General features: G+C 51.1%; 12 protein-coding genes. 10 read left to right on the top strand and 2 right to left on the bottom strand.

Features of this window, described 5'->3' with window-relative positions:
• Positions 1-9: 9 nt before the first annotated feature.
• Positions 10-1707: a biosynthetic-type acetolactate synthase large subunit gene (gene ilvB, locus E0E47_RS16330; protein WP_130894203.1), complete on the bottom strand. Its 1698-nt coding sequence runs from the start codon at positions 1705-1707 to the stop codon at positions 10-12.
• A gap of 14 nt (positions 1708-1721) precedes the next feature.
• Positions 1722-3524 carry a dihydroxy-acid dehydratase gene (gene ilvD / locus E0E47_RS16325; protein WP_130894202.1) on the bottom strand — a complete coding sequence of 601 codons (1803 nt, stop codon included), beginning with the start codon at positions 3522-3524 and terminating at the stop codon, positions 1722-1724.
• Between the two features lie 417 nt (positions 3525-3941).
• On the opposite strand from ilvD, the gene E0E47_RS16320 reads away from it, so the two are divergent.
• The 10 genes from E0E47_RS16320 (at position 3942) to E0E47_RS16275 (ending at position 18727) form a co-directional block, all read left to right on the top strand.
• Positions 3942-4157, top strand: coding sequence for a hypothetical protein (locus E0E47_RS16320; protein ID WP_130894201.1), 216 nt, complete (start codon positions 3942-3944; stop codon positions 4155-4157).
• Between the two features lie 93 nt (positions 4158-4250).
• Positions 4251-5813 (top strand): ATP-binding protein, encoded by a 1563-nt coding sequence (locus tag E0E47_RS16315; RefSeq protein ID WP_130894406.1) that lies wholly within the window; start codon positions 4251-4253, stop codon positions 5811-5813.
• Between the two features lie 417 nt (positions 5814-6230).
• Entirely contained in the window at positions 6231-6710 is a 480-nt protein-coding gene (locus E0E47_RS16310) for a GNAT family N-acetyltransferase (RefSeq protein WP_008628430.1), read from the top strand.
• 92 nt (positions 6711-6802) lie between these two features.
• Positions 6803-7408, top strand: coding sequence for an FKBP-type peptidyl-prolyl cis-trans isomerase (locus E0E47_RS16305; RefSeq protein WP_130894200.1), 606 nt, complete (start codon positions 6803-6805; stop codon positions 7406-7408).
• Positions 7409-7447: 39 nt separating this feature from the next.
• The gene (aroC, locus tag E0E47_RS16300) at positions 7448-8524 is read left to right on the top strand and encodes a chorismate synthase (protein WP_008628434.1); all 1077 of its coding nucleotides are present in this window, start codon (positions 7448-7450) and stop codon (positions 8522-8524) included.
• A 499-nt stretch (positions 8525-9023) separates the two neighbouring features.
• On the top strand, positions 9024-13559 hold the full coding sequence (gene gltB, locus E0E47_RS16295) for a glutamate synthase large subunit (RefSeq protein WP_130894199.1): 4536 nt from the start codon (positions 9024-9026) through the stop codon (positions 13557-13559).
• A 34-nt stretch (positions 13560-13593) separates the two neighbouring features.
• Positions 13594-14958 (top strand): glutamate synthase subunit beta, encoded by a 1365-nt coding sequence (locus E0E47_RS16290; protein ID WP_130894198.1) that lies wholly within the window; start codon positions 13594-13596, stop codon positions 14956-14958.
• Entirely contained in the window at positions 14946-16679 is a 1734-nt protein-coding gene (gene asnB / locus E0E47_RS16285; protein WP_008628446.1) for an asparagine synthase B, read from the top strand. The genes E0E47_RS16290 and asnB overlap by 13 nt, the downstream gene beginning before the upstream one ends.
• On the top strand, positions 16676-17482 hold the full coding sequence (dapF, locus tag E0E47_RS16280) for a diaminopimelate epimerase (RefSeq protein WP_130894197.1): 807 nt from the start codon (positions 16676-16678) through the stop codon (positions 17480-17482). Before asnB ends, dapF begins: the two co-directional genes overlap by 4 nt.
• 15 nt (positions 17483-17497) lie before the next feature.
• Positions 17498-18727: an LL-diaminopimelate aminotransferase gene (locus tag E0E47_RS16275; protein WP_008628450.1), complete on the top strand. Its 1230-nt coding sequence runs from the start codon at positions 17498-17500 to the stop codon at positions 18725-18727.
• The last annotated feature ends 197 nt before the right edge of the window (positions 18728-18924 follow it).

The raw sequence follows: 18924 nt of genomic DNA, 5'->3' as shown, positions 1-18924 counted from the left end.
ATCCTCCCGTTAATAATCCAAAACCATGTCGTCCACGTCATTGCCCGGACAACACATCGGCAACACACGGCCTTCTTCAATCACGGCCACCTGCAACAAGTAAGGCCCTTCTGCCTCGACCATCTCCCGTATGGCCGCAGCCAAATCCTCACGCTCCACGACCGTACGGTTCGGTATGCCGTAAGCCGAAGCAATCATATTGTAGTCCGGATTCATCATCGGCGTGAAAGAATACCGTTTCCCGAAGAACATTTCCTGCCACTGGCGCACATTACCCAGGTAGTTGTTATTGAGCAATATGATTTTCACCGGACTACGTTGTTCCATAATCGTGCCCAACTCCTGAAGCGTCATCTGAATGCCTCCGTCGCCTAAAAAGAGACATACCATACGTCCCGGAGCGCCGAATGTGGCTCCGATGGCAGCCGGCAATCCGAATCCCATCGTTCCCATACCACCGGAGGTCACGATGCTGCGTTGTTCCGAGAATTTGAAATAACGGGCAGCCATCATCTGGTTTTGTCCCACGTCGGTCACCAAGACAGCCTTATTACCGGTCATCTCCGTTACCTTACGTACAACCTCCCCCATCTTTATCGGTCCGTCTGCCGGATGGATTTCAGGTTCTACCACTGCCTCCTTTTCTCTCTCGTGATGTTCCCCGAAACTGTCAATCCACTCCGTATGCCGGTTAGGCTTCACCAATTCGAGTACCTGGGCCAACGTCTGTTTGCAATTCCCTAACACGGCTACATCTACCGGTACATTCTTGTTGATTTCACTGGGATCTATTTCAAAATGTATCTTTTTGGCCTGACGGGCGTATGTACTTAATTTGCCAGTTATACGGTCGTCAAAACGCATGCCCACGGCTATCAGCACGTCACACTCCTGTGTCTTTACGCTGTTGGCCAGACTTCCGTGCATACCCAACATCCCCATATTCAACGGATGGTCGGACGGCAAAGCAGACAAGCCCAGCAAAGTGCAACCGGCAGGAATATCGGCCCGTTCAATCAACTGACGGACTTCTTCTTGCGCGCCGCCAAGCTCAACCCCTTGTCCGACAAGGATAAACGGACGTTTCGCGTTGTTTATCAATGCAGCCGCCTGACGTATCGCCCACGGATCGGTCTTGGGCACAGGCACATAACTGCGAATGAAATCCGTACCCTGCGGTTCGTAGTCCACCAAGCCGACCTGCGCATTCTTGGCAAAATCCAGCACGACCGGCCCCGGCCTGCCGCTCTTTGCAATATAAAAGGCACGGCTTACCGCCCAAGCCACATCTTCCGGACGGCGGATCTGATAGGCCCATTTGCTAATGGGTTGCGTCACGCCTACCAAGTCGCATTCCTGAAAGGCATCGGAACCCAACAAAGAAGCACCGACCTGCCCGGCAATCACCACGATGGGCGTACTGTCCATCATGGCATCCACAATGCCGGTAATGGTGTTCGTCGCCCCCGGTCCACTGGTCACCAATGCCACTCCGACCTTACCCGACACACGGGCATACCCTTGTGCCGCATGGGTAGCCCCTTGCTCATGCCGTACCAATACATGGTTCAACTTATCCTTATATCCGTACAAGGCGTCATATACCGGCATGATGGCACCTCCCGGATAGCCGAAAAGCGTCGTAACCCCTTCGTGCTCCAACGAACGCATCAAAGCCTCTGCGCCTGTTATCTTTTCTTTTGCCATATTGAAAACTGTTTTTAATCTACCATACGAACTCCACCCTTGTCGGCCGAACTCACCATTGAAGCGTATGCTTTCAGCGATTTGGGTACGACACGCTTACGCGTCATCGGACGTTGCGGACGGGCTGCCAATTCAGCTTCGCTCAACTTGACGTTGATGCTCCGGTTCGGGATGTCTATTTCGATAATGTCTCCGTCCACAATCTTACCGATATTCCCACCGGCTGCCGCTTCGGGCGAAATATGGCCGATACTTAAACCGGAAGTGCCCCCGGAAAAACGCCCGTCGGTAATCAGGGCACACTCTTTCCCCAAATGACGGCTTTTCAGATAGGATGTCGGATAAAGCATCTCCTGCATACCCGGTCCGCCCTTTGGTCCTTCGTGCGTGATGACCACCACGTCGCCACTCACCACACTTCCGTTCAGGATGCCTTCACAAGCGTCTTCCTGAGAATCGAAGACTTTAGCCGGCCCGCTGAAATGCCAGATGCTTTCGTCCACTCCGGCCGTCTTCACCACGCAACCGTCTTGGGCTATATTCCCGAACAGCACGGCCAAGCCGCCGTCCTTGCTATAAGCATGTTCCACATCGCGGATGCATCCCGTGGCACGGTCGGTGTCCAACGTATCGTACACCTTGCACTGCGAACCCATCTTGTTACTGAAGACCCCGCCCGGCGCACTGCTGTAAATGCGCCGCGCCTCATCGTCCACCTGTCCGGACGTAATACTATATTTCGCAATATCTTCGCCTAAAGTACGGCCGTTCACCCTGCGGCACGACGTATCCAACAAACTGGCCTTTGCCAATTCACCTAATATATTAAGGATGCCGCCCGCACGGTTACATTCCTGGATGGAATACTTCTGCGTGTTGGGAGCCAACTTGCATAGGCAAGGCACTCTACGGCTCAGTGCGTCGATGTCCGCCATCTTGAAGTCCACCCCGGCCTCGTTGGCCACGGCCAACAGATGCAGCACGGTATTGGACGACCCGCCCATGGCAATATCCAACGTCATGGCGTTCAGGAAAGCCTGACGCGTGGCGATGCTCTTCGGCAATACGCCCTCATCTCCTTCCTCATAATATTTGAACGCATTCTCTACCACTAATCTGGCCGCATCCTGAAACAAACGGATACGGTTGGCATGCGTCGCCAAAATAGTCCCGTTCCCCGGGAGGGAAAGGCCGATAGCCTCCGTCAGACTGTTCATGGAGTTGGCTGTAAACATCCCCGAGCAACTACCGCAACCCGGACAAGCACATGCCTCAATCTTCACCATCTCCTCATCGCTCACTGACGTGTCTGCCCCTTTGATCATGGCCGTAATCAAGTCGGCGTTCTCCCCGTTGATTTTGTGTGCCTCCATCGGTCCTCCGGAAACAAACACCGTAGGGATATTCAGGCGCATGCTAGCCATCAGCATGCCCGGCGTGATCTTGTCGCAATTCGAAATGCAAATCATGGCATCCGCCTTATGCGCGTTGACCATATACTCCACGCTGTCGGCGATGATATCGCGCGAAGGCAGAGAATACAGCATCCCGTCGTGCCCCATAGCGATACCGTCGTCGATGGCTATCGTATTGAATTCCGCAGCATAGCATCCCATCTTTTCGATTTCAGCCTTCACCATCTGCCCGATTTCATGCAAATGGGTATGCCCCGGCACGAACTGGGTGAAAGAATTGACGATAGCCACGATCGGCTTCCCGAACTGTTCACGTTTCATCCCATTGGCCACCCACAATGCACGGGCTCCCGCCATACGGCGTCCTTCTGTGCTCTGCGCACTGCGCAACTTATGTTTCATCTTTATAGCGTTTTTATACTTTTTCTTTATAGCTGCAAATTTAGTCCCTTTTTTCCTATTAGACAAAAGTTTGGGGTATAAAAGTGAGATATTCATAAACAACAGTTACCAAATCAGGTCACACCAAAGAAAATCGATACAAATATACGTTGTTTTATTTTAAACTGTCATCCTGCTATCGAAACGACATTTGTAGTCAAAAAATGGATGGAAATATATCACGTTGCAGTCTCATATACGCACACCTCTTCACTAACGCCTCATACAACACAAATTAAAAGCAAAACCGATTAATGCGCGACTTGACACGTTACAATGCCAAATATCCTGCACACCTGATGTCGAAAGACAAGAAAAGAGAGTCCGCCCCCCGATGGTATAACCATCCAAGGAAGGCATGGACGCTTTATTTGGGCCGTGGAACCTGTCGAATTGCCCCATTATTACCGTCCGGACGAAATCACCCCGGAGATGTACAACCGACGGATACGCATTATCGGTGGACAACTTAATGATTGTGAAGATGGACTGATAACCACAAGAGGTTCAAAGACCAAGAGGTCGTTGGTTAAACGACCAACCTTGTTGGCTTCTTCTGTGGAAGTAGAACCGGAATACTTCCAACTCCTCTGAAAGATTTATGCTATTTTCCACGAGAAACGGAAATGGCATATAAACTTTTTCGCTATATTTGTAAATATATAAATTAAGGTGGAGGAACAAATCATGCAACAGGGCGGAAGACTTTACCCCATAGGAATACAAACGTTCGAGAAAATAAGGAACGGCAACTATTTGTATATAGACAAGACCCAATATGTCTACCAAATGGCGCACTCATCTTCGAATTACATGTTCCTGAGCCGTCCGCGCCGTTTCGGTAAGTCTTTGCTGACCAGCACCTTGGAAGCCTATTTCGAAGGCCGGAAGGAGCAGTTCAAAGAATTGGCCGTGGAAAAGTTGGAAACGGAATGGACGAAATACCCCGTCCTGCATTTCGACATGAGCACGGCCAAGCATGTGGACAAGGAGCGCTTGGAAAGCGAACTGAACCTGAAACTGATTGAATACGAAAACGTATATGGCCGTGGCGAAGGTGAGGAAAATGTGAACCAACGCCTACAAGGTGTTATCCGCCGTGCCTACGAACAGACGGGCCGCCAAGTGGTGGTGCTCATCGACGAATACGACGCGCCCCTGCTCGACGTGGTGCATGAAGAAAAAGACCTGCCCGTCCTCCGTAACATCATGCGTAATTTCTATAGTCCGCTCAAAGCCTGCGACCCCTACCTGCGCTTCGTGTTCCTGACGGGCATCACCAAGTTCTCGCAACTGAGCATCTTCAGTGAACTGAACAATATTAAAAATATCAGCATGCTGCCGGAATACGCCGCCATCTGCGGCATTACGGAGGAGGAGATGGCTACCCAGATGGATGAAGATTTGGACATTTTGGCCGGACGGTTGGGTGTGAGCCGTGAAGAGGCTGTACAGAAACTCAAGTACAATTACGACGGCTACCATTTCGCGTGGCCCTCGCCTGACATCTACAACCCTTTCAGCCTGTTGAACGCTTTCGCCGACGGGCGGTTGGATTCCTATTGGTTCGGCAGCGACACGCCCACTTACCTCATCGAGATGCTGAAAAAGTACAATGTGCAGCCCCAACAAATCGGAGGACGGAAAGCCATGGCGGAGTCTTTCGATGCCCCCACGGAACGCATGACGGACATCGCCCCGTTGCTCTACCAAAGCGGTTACGTCACCATCAAGGGATATTCCCCCATCACACAGCTCTACACGTTGGACATCCCCAACAAGGAGGTGCGCCTCGGACTGATGAAGAGCCTTTTGCCCGGTTATTTGGACCGCCGTACGACGGACGGTTTGACTACCGTGGCCTTGCTCTATGAGGCCATTTATGAAGAGCGGTTGGACGACGCGTTGCGATTGTTGCAGACATTCCTTTCCACCGTTCCTTATTGCGACCGCACGGACTACGAAGGCCATTACCAACAGATGCTTTACGTCATCTTCAGCCTCCTCGGCACGTATGTGGACGCGGAAGTACGTACCCTGAGCGGACGGGTGGACATGGTGATGCGCACGGCCACCACGCTCTACGTCGTGGAACTGAAACTGAACCAGTCGGCCACAGCCGCCATGCAACAGATTGACCTGAAGAACTATCCCGAACGCTTCGTCCTGTGCGGCTTGCCCGTGGTGAAGGTCGGCATCAACTTCGACATGGAAAGGCATACCCTGAAAGATTGGGTAATCACTAACTAAAATACACCCAAGGGAATTTCCAAAAACATCCTTCATCCTTCAGGATGTATGTTAAATATCTATCATACAACACATTAGAAACTGAACGGTAAAATTTCATCTTTCAGTTCCCTTTCATGGCAGAAAGCCGTCAAACGTTCTGCGCCAAACGATTTTTCAATCTAAGCCAAACGATTTTTCATTCTCCGCAGATTGGTTTTCCGTTCTCTTCCAAAGGAAATGAAACGTGGCTGAAGGATAGCTGAAACATCCTTCAGCCCATAACGCACAAACAATGAATCAATTAGCATGCATCCTGAAAGATGAAGGATGTTTTTGGGAAAACTCTTATGTAGGAAGAGAGAGATAAGCTGATAATAAAACAATTGCGAATGGCGGATTTTATTCGTAACTTTGTCCATACAAAATATCCAAAACATGCACATTACAACTCCTATACGTACCACAGAGACTATTGAGGCACTGACCCGGCTGTGGGAAGCATCAGTACGGCAAAGCCACCATTTCCTGACAGAAAAGGACATACAAGCATTAAAACCATACGCAAAGGCCGGTCTCGAATCCATAGAAAACCTCTTTGTTTCATACGAGCAAAATGAAGCCACAGGATTTATCGGCATAGAAAAAGACAAAATCGAAATGCTTTTCATCTCACCTGAATATTTCGGAAAAGGTATCGGGAAGCTACTGCTTACCATGGCTTGCGAGAAACTCGGCGTGCGATATGTGGACGTAAACGAACAAAACCACAAGGCAGAAGGTTTCTACCGCCATTTGGGGTTCCAAACTTTTGAACGCACGGAAACAGACGAGCAAGGTAACCCATTCCCTATCCTGAAAATGAAACGAGTACCCCTACCTCCCCCTACATATCAGATAGAAAGAGAAACGAAATAGGGCTTTAAAACCATCAAAACAAGCCATCCGCTTTTGTTTGTCATTTATTTCCTGTAACTTTGCAACTCTTTATCATTAATAATAGGATATATATGGATACGACACCCAACAAGTACATCACCGTCGCATACGAACTCTATACGGATTTCGACGGGAAAAAAGAATTAGTGGAAAAAGCTCCTATTGAGCACCCTTTCCAGTTTATTTCGGATATGGGCACAACTTTAGATGCTTTTGAAGCACAAATCAAACCGTTACAGAAAGGAGAGAAATTCAATTTCACACTGTCCGTAGAAGAAGCTTACGGTGAGTATGAACAGGAACGCGTACTGGAACTGAACAAAGATGTATTCAAAATAAACGGACATTTTGACAAAGAGCATATTTATCCGGGAAGCGTGGTACCCTTGATGAATGCAGACGGAGCACGTTTTAACGGAACAATCACAGACGTGAAAGAAGATACCGTAACCGTAGACCTGAATCATCCCTTAGCCGGAAAAGCATTGAACTTCATCGGTGAAGTCACTGAAAACCGCGATGCGACAAAAGACGAAATACAAGGCATGCTCAACATGCTGAGCGGCGAAGGAGGTTGCGGATGCGGATGCGACAGTTGTGGTGGAGGTTGCGGAGACGATTGCGGCTGTGACGGGCACCATCACGAAGAGAGTTGCGGATGCGGACATTGCCATTAAAAAACGGCATCTGTATATTTTATATCGGAAGGGTGAGACATGAGCAATACATTCGGTAACATATTCCGGCTGACGACTTTCGGGGAGAGCCACGGGCCTGGAATAGGCGGAATCATCGACGGATTTCCGGCCAGTATCGACATCGACCAGAACTTCATACAACGCGAACTGGACCGTCGTCGGCCGGGACAAAGCAGAATCACGACTCCCCGCAAAGAAGCGGACAAGGTGGAACTGCTGTCCGGAGTGTTCGAAGGCAAATCTACCGGGTGCCCTATCGGCTTCCTGGTACGCAACACCAACCAACATTCCAATGATTACGACAACATACGCAACCTGTACCGACCATCACATGCCGATTTCACCTACACTCAAAAATACGGCTTGCGTGACCATACGGGTGGAGGACGTTCTTCGGCACGTGAAACCATAGCACGTTGCGTGGGCGGTGCCTTGGCAAAACTGGCTCTCAAACAAATCGGAGTGGAAATCTATGCCTATACCTCACAAGTGGGTAACATAGCTTTGGAACACGATTATACGCATTACGACCCGGCACAAATCGAAACGAACGATGTACGTTGCCCGGATACGGAAAAAGCCGCTGCCATGGAAAGCCTCATTTCGGAAGTCAAAGCAAAAGGAGATACAATCGGAGGTATCATCACGGGAGTAATCCGCCATTGCCCCATAGGGTTGGGTGAACCGGCTTTCAGCAAACTCCATGCTGCATTGGGAGGTGCCATGTTGGGCATCAACGCCGTAAAAGGATTCGAATACGGACGAGGGTTTGCCGGAGTAAGCCAACGGGGAAGTGAACAAAATGATGTCTTCATAGCAAAAAATGGAACCATCGGAACACGCACCAACAATAGCGGAGGCATACAAGGCGGAATCAGCAACGGACAAGACATCTATTTCAGGGTGGCTTTCAAGCCAGTCGCTACCATCCTGATGGAACAGGAAACCGTAACACTGGACGGAACCCCGACGATCATAAAAGCTCGCGGACGGCACGATGCCTGCGTACTTCCTCGTGCGGTACCTGTGGTAGAAGCTATGGCGGCCATGACGATTCTGGATTATTACCTGCTCAACAAAACCACGCATTTATAATTGCAACGGAGAAAAATATCCGGATTCGTAGAAAAAAGCAGTTATTTCGCAGATTCTATTTGGATGCGGCCGAAGGAATAACTATCTTTGAAACGTAAAGGATATAAAGTTGTGAAACTTTAAGATAGCTTAGTTAAAAGTTTAGTTTAGTTTAGTTTTTGTGTTGGTATCCCGCCTCGGTTTTGAGGCGGGATATTTTTTCCCACATGTTCCTTTTTCTACCTTTCTCTTTCAGCAGTTTGAAAAGGAGCCAACCTCACCAAATCCATTGTATTTTTATAAGGACAACAGCAAGGTTGTAATCTAAAAAACAAAACAACCATTTTCATACCTATTCGTAACTATTTTGCATAAATTTTATCCGAATCATCAGTTTTGAAAAATATCTTTTCTTTTTCTCAAGAAAAACCGGATTACGCCCCATTGCATTTTGGCAATCAATTAGTACTTTTGCAAAACAAAACGTCACGATACAACAAAATAATATCGCATATAGATTATGAAACAAGAAAAACAAAATCCTTTTATCAAATATAACGGCATTAAAGATGCAAAGAAGCACATCCACAAGGCAAGTGGATTGTACGACGCCTCGAACGAACATGACGCATGCGGAGTAGGTATGATTGTGGACATACACGGCAACAAATCCCATGAATTAGTGGATTCTGCCCTTAAAGTGTTGGAAAACATGAAGCACAGGGGGGCGGAAGGCGCCGACAACAAGACGGGCGACGGGGCAGGCATCATGCTCCAAATCCCCCATGAATTCATCCTCCTGCAAGGCATCCCCGTCCCGGAAAAAGGAAAATACGGCACAGGGCTTGTCTTCCTGCCCAAGGACGGGCAGGAGCAATCCCACATGCTAAGCATCATGATTGAGGAGATAGAACGGGAAGGCTTGAACCTGATGCACTTGCGCAACGTGCCGGTCAATTCGTCTATCCTTGGAAAAGACGCATTGGGCACGGAACCAAGCATCAAGCAAGTATTCATCACCGGTTCCACTGATACGGAGAACTTGGAACGCACCCTATATATAATAAGGAAGAGGATTGAGAACCGCATACATCACAAAGATTTCTATATCGTATCCCTGTCGAGCAAGAATATCGTGTACAAAGGAATGCTGTCGTCCGTACAAGTGAGGGAATACTTCCCCGACCTGACCCAACCGTACTTCACCAGTGGGTTGGCCGTCGTGCATTCCCGATTCAGCACCAATACCTTCCCGACCTGGAGCCTGGCGCAGCCTTTCCGCCTGTTGGCGCATAACGGTGAAATCAACACCATACGGGGCAACCGAGCTTGGATGGAGGCACGGGAAAGCGTGCTCTCCACACCCACGCTTGGCAACGTGAAACAAATCAGGCCCATCATCCAACCCGGCATGAGCGACAGTGCCTCGTTGGACAACGTGTTGGAATTCTTCGTCATGTCCGGCCTGAGCCTGCCCCACGCCATGGCCATGTTGGTGCCGGAATCCTTCAACGACAAGAACCCTATCAGCGAAGACCTGAAGGCTTTCTATGAGTACCACTCCATCCTGATGGAACCGTGGGACGGCCCGGCCGCCCTGCTCTTCAGTGACGGACGCTATGCCGGAGGCATGCTCGACCGCAACGGCCTGCGCCCTGCCCGTTACCTGATAACGCGGAACGACATGATGGTCGTGGCCAGCGAGGCAGGCACCATCCACTTCGAGCCGGGGGACATCAAGGAAAAAGGACGGTTGCAACCGGGCAAAATACTCTTGGTGGACACCCAAGAGGGAAAAATATACTATGACGGGGAACTGAAAGTCCAGTTGGCTGCTGCTAAGCCCTATCAGCAATGGCTCTCCACGAACCGTATAGAACTGGACACGCTGCGAAGTGGGCGGAAAGTTGAAAACAATGTGGAGGACTACAGTCGCAAGCTGCGTAACTTCGGCTATACGCGCGAAGATATCGAACGCACGCTCATCCCGATGGCAACGAACGGAGCGGAGCCGACCGCTTCCATGGGGAACGACACCCCGTTGGCCGTGCTCTCCGACAAGCCTCAACTGCTGTTCAACTATTTCCGCCAACAGTTTGCCCAAGTGACCAACCCTCCCATCGACCCGATCCGCGAGGAACTGGTCATGTCGCTGAGCGAGTACATCGGTGCCGTGGGTATGAACATCCTGTTGCCGAGCGAGGCACACTGCAAAATGGTACGCTTGCCTCATCCTGTATTGACCAACACCCAGTTGGATATCCTGTGCAACATACGTTACAAGGGGTTCAACACCGTGAAGCTCCCCATCCTGTTCGACGTGCACGGAGGGAAGGCTGCCTTGCAAGAAGCCTTGTCCACCTTATGCAAGCAAGCGGAAGCGTCCGTCGACGAAGGAGTGAACTACATTATCCTGTCCGACCGCGGAGTGGATGCCGGACACGCAGCCATCCCCTCGCTGTTGGCCGTAAGTGCCGTACACCACCATTTGATTTCCGTACAAAAACGTGTGCAGACCGCACTGATTATCGAAAGCGGTGAAATCCGTGAGGTCATGCACGCGGCCCTGCTGTTGGGTTACGGGGCAAGTGCCATCAATCCCTATATAGCTTTTGCCGTATTAGACGATTTGGTCAAGCGACACGAAATACAGATGAATTACGAAACAGCAGAGAAAAACTACATCAAGGCTATCTGCAAAGGATTGTACAAGGTGATGAGCAAGATGGGCATCAGCACGATACGTTCTTACCGAGGTGCCAAAATATTCGAAGCTGTCGGACTCAGTGAGGAATTACTGAAAACCTATTTCGGCACGCCGGCCTCTACCATCGGTGGCATACGGTTGGAGGAAATCGCAAAAGACTATACCATTTTCCACGATGCCGGTTTCCGGCTCACAGAACCCGGACACCTCTTGCCCCATACCGGACTGTTCTCTTTCCGCAAAGATGGCGAGCAACATGCCTGGAATCCTGAAACCATATCAGCCCTGCAAATCGCCACGCGCCTTGGCAGTTACAAGAAATTCAAGGAATTCACGAAGATGGTGGACGGGAAAAAACAGCCGATATTCCTGCGTGATTTCTTCGGGTTCAAACGTAACCCCGTCGACATCAACAAGGTAGAACCCGTGGAGGACATCGTCAAGCATTTCGTCACCGGTGCCATGTCGTTCGGTGCCATCAGCAAGGAAGCCCACGAAGCCCTGGCATTGGCCATGAACGAGCTTGGCACCCGAAGCAATACGGGAGAAGGCGGGGAAGACAACGCCCGTTTCCATGAGACATACGAAGGCATCCCTCTTTGCAGCAAGACCAAGCAGGTGGCATCCGGACGTTTCGGTGTCACGACCGAATACCTCGCCAATGCCGAAGAGATACAAATCAAAGTAGCACAAGGTGCCAAACCGGGGGAAGGTGGCCAACTTCCGGGTTTCAAAGTGGATGAGGTGATTGCCAAAACGCGCCACTCCATTCCGGGCATATCCCTGATTTCTCCCCCGCCCCACCACGACATCTACTCCATCGAAGATTTGGCACAACTGATTTTCGACCTGAAGAATGTCAACCCACAAGCTCGAATCAGCGTAAAACTGGTAGCCGAAAGTGGGGTCGGCACGATAGCCGCCGGAGTGGCCAAGGCCAAGGCCGACCTGATTGTCATCTCGGGCGCGGAAGGTGGAACGGGTGCTTCGCCTGCGTCATCCATGCGTTATGCGGGCATCTCTCCGGAAATCGGTCTTAGTGAGACCCAACAGACTTTGGTACTCAACGGACTGCGCGGACAAGTACGCCTGCAAACCGACGGACAACTCAAAACAGGGCGCGACATCATCGGCATGGCCCTCCTCGGGGCCGAAGAATTCGGCTTCGGCACGACCGTGCTTATCGTATTAGGATGCGTCATGATGCGCAAATGCCACACCAACGCCTGCCCAGTCGGGGTCGCCACCCAAGACCCGGTATTGCGCAGCCATTTCCGAGGACACTATAAATATGTGGTGAATTATTTCCGCTTTTTGGCCGAAGAAGTACGCGAATACTTGGCAGAAATGGGATTCACACGACTGGAAGACATCGTGGGGCGCACTGACCTCATCGAAATTAAGCCTGTGGAAAAAGAGACAAAAATTGGGCTGTTGGACTTCAGCCGACTATTACACAAGGTGGAAAGCAATACGGCCATCCATCACGTATGCGAACAAAAGCATGAAATCAGCCACGTGAAAGACGTGGAAATCATAGCCTCAGCCACAGAAGCCCTCGAACATGGCAAGGAAGTATCCCTGGAATACGCCATCGCCAACACCGACCGCTCCGTAGGAGCCATGCTGTCAGGTGCCGTAGCCACACGGTATGGCAACGAAGGGCTTCCCGAACAAACCATCAACGTGAAATTCAAAGGTTCAGCCGGACAAAGCTTCGGGGCGTTCCTAGCCCACGGCATCTGCTTCAAACTGGAAGGCGAGGCAAACGATTACTTGGGCAAAGGGTTGAGCGGCGGACTGATTTCCGTCTGTCCTCCCGTGCGTTCCAACTTCGATGCGGAAAAGAACACTATTGCGGGCAACACGCTGCTATATGGTGCCACGAGCGGCGAGGTCTACATCAACGGCCGGGCCGGCGAACGTTTTGCCGTACGCAACTCCGGAGCCATCGCCGTCGTGGAAGGTGTGGGAGACCACTGCTGCGAATACATGACAGGGGGGCGCGTGGTCGTGTTAGGCGAAACCGGACGCAATTTCGCTGCCGGCATGAGCGGGGGCGTGGCATACGTTTGGGACAAAAGCCATACGTTCGACTACTTCTGCAACATGGAAATGGTGGAACTTTCGCTTTTGGAAAACTCCACCTCACGCAAAGAGCTGCATGAACTTGTCCGCCAACACTACCTCTACACCGGTTCGAGCCTGGCCCTCACCATGTTGGACGACTGGAATCACTACGTAGACGAGTTCATACAAGTCACACCCATCGAATACAAGCGCGTACTGGCAGAAGAGCAAATGCGCAAACTGCAACAAAAAATAGCAGACGTACAACGGGATTACTAACAGAATCGACAAACGACAAAAAATAAAGAAAAAAATGGGAAACCCTAAAGCATTCCTCACCATATCGCGGCAGGAAGCCGGCTACCGCCCGGTGCACGACCGCATCAACGACTTCGGAGAAGTGGAACAGACCCTGAACACCAGTGACCGCAAACTGCAAGCCTCACGTTGCATGGATTGCGGAGTGCCTTTCTGCCACTGGGCATGTCCCTTAGGTAACCGTCCGCCCGAGTTCCAAGATGCGCTTTACAAAGGCAAATGGGAAGAAGCATACGAAATCCTGTCCCAAACCAACGATTTTCCGGAATTCACCGGACGCATCTGCCCTGCGCTCTGCGAGAAAAGCTGCGTGCTGAAACTGGCCATCGATGCCCCGGTCACCATCCGTGAGGATGAGGCGGCCATCATCGAAGCAGCTTTCCGCGAAGGCTATGTCAAACCGAAGACCTACCCACGAAACGGGAAGAAAGTGGCCGTCGTAGGTTCCGGCCCGGCAGGCATGGCTGCCGCCAACCAACTGAACCGCATGGGGTATGAAGTAACGGTATTTGAAAAGGATGAAAGCGTGGGCGGATTATTACGCTTCGGGATTCCGAACTTTAAACTCAACAAGGCCATCATAGACAGGAGAATAGAAATCATGAAAGCTGAAGGCGTCATCTTCAAGACAAACTCACCCGTAGACATGAAACACCTGCCCGAAGGTTTCGATGCTTACTGTATTTGCACGGGAACACCACAGGCACGCGACCTCGACATCCCGGGGCGTAACCTCAAAGGCATACACTTCGCATTGGAAATGCTAGCCCAACAAAACCGGATTTTGGGCGGACAGACCTTCGGCAAGGAAGAACGCATAAACGCCAAAGGCAAACATGTGGTCGTCATCGGTGGCGGCGATACGGGAAGCGACTGCATCGGCACGAGCAACCGACAGGGTGCGACCAACGTCACGCAAATAGAAATCATGCCGAAACCTCCGGTAGGGCATAACCCAACCACCCCATGGCCGCAATGGCCCGTAATCTTAAAGACCAGTTCCAGCCACGAAGAAGGATGCACACGCCAGTGGTACCTGACCTCCAACCGTTTCATCGGCACGAAAGACGGCCGGGTTTGCGGTGTGGAAGTGGAAGAAGTGGAGTGGGTTCCCAATCCGGACGGAGGCCGTCCCGTCATGCGCCCTACTGGGAAAAAGGAAACTCTCAAGGCTGACCTCGTGCTGTTGGCCATGGGATTCCTCAAGCCCCAACAGCCGGCATTCGCAAGCAATGTTTTCGTGGCCGGAGACGCGGCCACCGGTGCTAGCCTCGTAGTCCGCTGCATCGCAGGAGGACGCAAAGCGGCCCAAGACATCAACGCTTACTTAACAAAAGCTTTAACGCCATGTGTGGAATAACAGCCCTTTTCAACCTCAAACAACAAACGCCTGAATTACGAAAAAAGGCTTTGTCCATGTCTAAGAAAATCCGGCACCGCGGGCCGGATTGGAGTGGCATTTATTGTGGCAAGACAGCCATCTTATGCCACGAACGCCTTTCCATCGTTGATCCGCAAAGCGGCGGGCAGCCTCTTTTCTCGCCCGACCGTAAACAAATACTGGCCGTCAACGGGGAAATCTACAACCACCGCCAAATCCGTGAACAGTATACCGGACGATACGACTTCCAAACGGGCAGCGACTGCGAGGTCATCCTCGCGCTCTACCGGGACAAAGGCATCCATTTCTTAGAAGACCTGAATGGAATTTTTGCCTTCGCCCTTTATGACGAAGAACAGGACGACTTCCTGATAGCCCGCGACCCCATCGGAGTCATACCTTTATATATAGGACATGACAAGGACGGCATCCTATATCTGGCCAGCGAACTGAAAGCACTTGAAGGTTTCTGCGACGAATACGAGCCGTTCTTGCCGGGACATTATTACTGTGGCAAGGAAGGGAAGATGACGCGTTGGTACACCCGTGATTGGATGGACTACTCGAACGTGAAGGACAATTATACCCATGACGCCTGTAACGCTACTAAAGTCACGGACTGTGGAAACAGCTATCCCATACAAGTAGAAGCCGTACGTGATGCCTTGGAAGCTGCCGTACGCCGCCAACTGATGAGCGACGTTCCCTATGGCGTGCTGCTCTCCGGCGGATTGGACAGTTCCGTCATTTCGGCCATAGTGCGGAAGTTTGCGGCACGCCGCATCGAGACCGACGGGCAATCCACGGCGTGGTGGCCGCAACTCCACAGCTTCGCCGTGGGACTGAAAGGCGCCCCGGACTTGGCCAAGGCCAAGGAAGTTGCCAACTACATCGGTACCGTACACCACGAAATCAACTATACCATCCAAGAGGGATTGGATGCCGTGCGTGATGTCATCTACTACATCGAGACCTACGACGTGACCACCGTGCGCGCCTCCACCCCGATGTACCTGCTTGCCCGCGTCATCAAGAGCATGGGCATCAAGATGGTATTGAGCGGTGAAGGCGCAGATGAAGTGTTCGGCGGTTACCTCTATTTCCACAAAGCACCGGATGCCCAGGCCTTTCACGAAGAAACGGTGCGCAAGCTCTCCAAACTGTACCTTTACGACTGCCTGCGAGCCAACAAATCCCTCTCAGCATGGGGCGTGGAAGGGCGCGTTCCTTTCCTCGACAAGGAATTTCTCGACGTGGCCATGCGCCTCAACCCGGCAGTCAAAATGTGCCCGGGCAAGACGATTGAAAAGAAAATCGTACGCGATGCTTTCGCCAATCTCTTACCCGAAAGCGTGGTCTGGCGGCAGAAAGAACAATTCAGCGACGGCGTGGGATACAGTTGGATTGACACATTGAAGGATATCACATCACAGGCCGTCAGCGACGAACAGATGGCACATGCCTCGGAACGGTTTCCCATCAACCCGCCCATGAACAAAGAAGAATACTATTACCGTAGCATCTTCGAAGAATATTTCCCGAGCGACAGCGCAGCCCGAAGCGTACCGAGCGTACCGAGTGTGGCCTGCTCCACAGCCGAAGCCTTGGCTTGGGACACCTCGTTCAAAGGACAAAACGAACCGAGCGGGCGAGCCGTAAACGGAATACATGAAGATGCCTACAGGAAAACGAAAATATGAAAATAGAATTTACCAAAATGCAGGGGGCTGGCAATGACTACATCTACGTCAATACCCTGAAGTACCCCGTCTCGCATCCCGAGGCATTGGCAAAGGAATGGAGCAAACCACATACCGGCATCGGAAGCGACGGGCTTGTCCTGATAGGGCCTTCCGAAACAGGAGATTTCAGCATGCGCATCTTCAACGCAGACGGTTCAGAAGCCATGATGTGCGGCAATGCTAGCCGCTGCGTCGGCAAGTACGTGTATGAATACGGACTTACCGATAAAAAAGAAATCGCCTTGGAAACCCTCTCCGGAATAAAAACCTTATATTTACATTTACAAGGCGAGAATGTGGATTCGGTAACCGTAGACATGGGGGCTCCGTGCGACATTCGTACCGTGGATTTAGGAAACGGCTATCTTTTCCGTGAAGGTACAGCCGTAAACATGGGCAACCCGCATCTGGTGATTTTCACCCATGACGTTTCTGCTATTGACTTGCTTTCCGAAGGTCCGGCCATGGAACATCACCCGCTATTCCCGAACCGCGTCAACGTGGAATTCGCCCAGGTCTTACCCGACGGGAATGTCCGGATGCGTGTATGGGAACGAGGCTCAGGTATTACACAGGCCTGTGGAACAGGAGCGTGCGCTACGGCCGTAGCCGCTGCTTTCACCAGACGTGGCAAAGGCAAGACCGACATCATCATGGATGGAGGCACACTCACCATCGAATACGAACCGCAAAACGACCAGATTCTGATGACCGGTCCTGCCACAAAAGTATTCGACGGAACAATAAATATGGATAGATAAAAACAACATAGCATTATGGCATTAGTAAACGAACATTACCTCAAACTGCCGGGAAACTATTTATTCTCGGACATCGCCAAGAAAATAAACACGTTCAAAGTGACCCACCCGGGCAAAAGGCTCATCCGCCTGGGTATAGGGGATGTGACCCGTCCGCTGCCACAGGCATGTATCACGGCCATGCATAAGGCCGTGGACGAAATGTCCACGGCTGAAACATTCCATGGATACGGACCAGAGCAAGGCTATGATTTCCTGATTGAAGCCATCCTCAAAAATGATTTCGCTTCTCGCGGCATCAGCCTGAGCCCTACTGAAATCTTCATCAACGACGGTGCCAAAAGTGACACCGGCAACATCGGTGAGGTCCTGCGTTGGGACAACAGTATGGGCGTGACCGACCCCATCTATCCGGTCTACATAGACAGCAATGTCATGTGCGGACGATCCGGCGAATTGGGAGAAGACGGGAAGTGGAGCAATGTCACCTACCTGCCCTGCACGGCAGAGAACCATTTCATCCCGCAAATTCCCGACCGGCGCATAGACATCATCTACCTATGTTATCCCAACAACCCGACCGGCACAACCCTAACTAAGACGGAACTGAAAAAATGGGTGGATTACGCCTTAGCCAATGACACCTTGATTTTCTTCGATGCCGCATACGAAGCCTACATCCGTGAAGACGATGTTCCCCACTCCATCTACGAAATCAAAGGTGCGAAACGTTGTGCCATCGAGTTCCGTAGCTTTTCCAAAACGGCAGGGTTCACAGGTGTGCGCTGCGGTTATACGGTAGTACCCAAAGAACTGACAGCCGCCACCTTGGAGGGCGAACGTGTCCCCGTCAACAAACTCTGGAATCGCCGCCAATGCACCAAGTTCAACGGCACGAGTTACATCACCCAACGCGGAGCGGAAGCCATCTATACGGCAGAAGGCAAGGCGCAAGTGAAAGCCACCATCGACTATTATATGGAAAACGCACACATCATGCGCGAAGGCCTGCAATCTGCCGGATTCAAGGTCTATGGCGGAGTCAATGCGCCCTACATTTGGCTGAAAACACCCGATAACACGGGTTCCTGGCGTTTTTTCGAGCAACTGCTATACGAAGTAAACGTAGTCGGCACACCGGGCGTAGGCTTCGGCCCCAACGGTGAAGGCTACCTCCGCCTCACGGCTTTCGGCGAGCGCGAAGACTGCATCGAAGCCATGCGGCGCATCAGGATGTGGATATAAACAGAGGTGTTTATACTCCAACAGCTACATAAATTAAGTTAAAAGGATTCCACTCTTTTGTTCAAAAGACAAAAGAGTGCGTATCTTTGTACTATTAATGAAGCATTTTCAAAAAATCATACTGTCATTCCTATTTGCAGCCATTACATTTCTAATTTCTGCCAATACGAACGCTTTCCGTGAACAACACTCGGAAA

Source organism: Paraprevotella xylaniphila YIT 11841, from assembly GCF_900683745.1.
GTDB lineage: Bacteria > Bacteroidota > Bacteroidia > Bacteroidales > Bacteroidaceae > Paraprevotella > Paraprevotella xylaniphila.
Note: the sequence above shows the minus strand (reverse complement) of the source record. Positions and strands in the feature narration are given on the sequence as shown.

Bases quoted from the DNA above. Each gene is read 5' to 3' on its own strand.
- ilvB (WP_130894203.1), bottom strand. From the start codon at position 1,707: ATGGCAAAAGAAAAGATAACAGGCGCAGAGGCTTTGATGCGTTCGTTG.
- aroC (WP_008628434.1), top strand. From the start codon at position 7,448: ATGAGCAATACATTCGGTAACATATTCCGGCTGACGACTTTCGGGGAG.
- E0E47_RS16315 (WP_130894406.1), top strand. From the start codon at position 4,251: ATGCAACAGGGCGGAAGACTTTACCCCATAGGAATACAAACGTTCGAG.
- E0E47_RS16290 (WP_130894198.1), top strand. From the start codon at position 13,594: ATGGGAAACCCTAAAGCATTCCTCACCATATCGCGGCAGGAAGCCGGC.
- ilvD (WP_130894202.1), bottom strand. From the start codon at position 3,524: ATGAAACATAAGTTGCGCAGTGCGCAGAGCACAGAAGGACGCCGTATG.
- E0E47_RS16305 (WP_130894200.1), top strand. From the start codon at position 6,803: ATGGATACGACACCCAACAAGTACATCACCGTCGCATACGAACTCTAT.
- asnB (WP_008628446.1), top strand. From the start codon at position 14,946: ATGTGTGGAATAACAGCCCTTTTCAACCTCAAACAACAAACGCCTGAA.
- E0E47_RS16310 (WP_008628430.1), top strand. From the start codon at position 6,231: ATGCACATTACAACTCCTATACGTACCACAGAGACTATTGAGGCACTG.
- dapF (WP_130894197.1), top strand. From the start codon at position 16,676: ATGAAAATAGAATTTACCAAAATGCAGGGGGCTGGCAATGACTACATC.
- E0E47_RS16275 (WP_008628450.1), top strand. From the start codon at position 17,498: ATGGCATTAGTAAACGAACATTACCTCAAACTGCCGGGAAACTATTTA.
- gltB (WP_130894199.1), top strand. From the start codon at position 9,024: ATGAAACAAGAAAAACAAAATCCTTTTATCAAATATAACGGCATTAAA.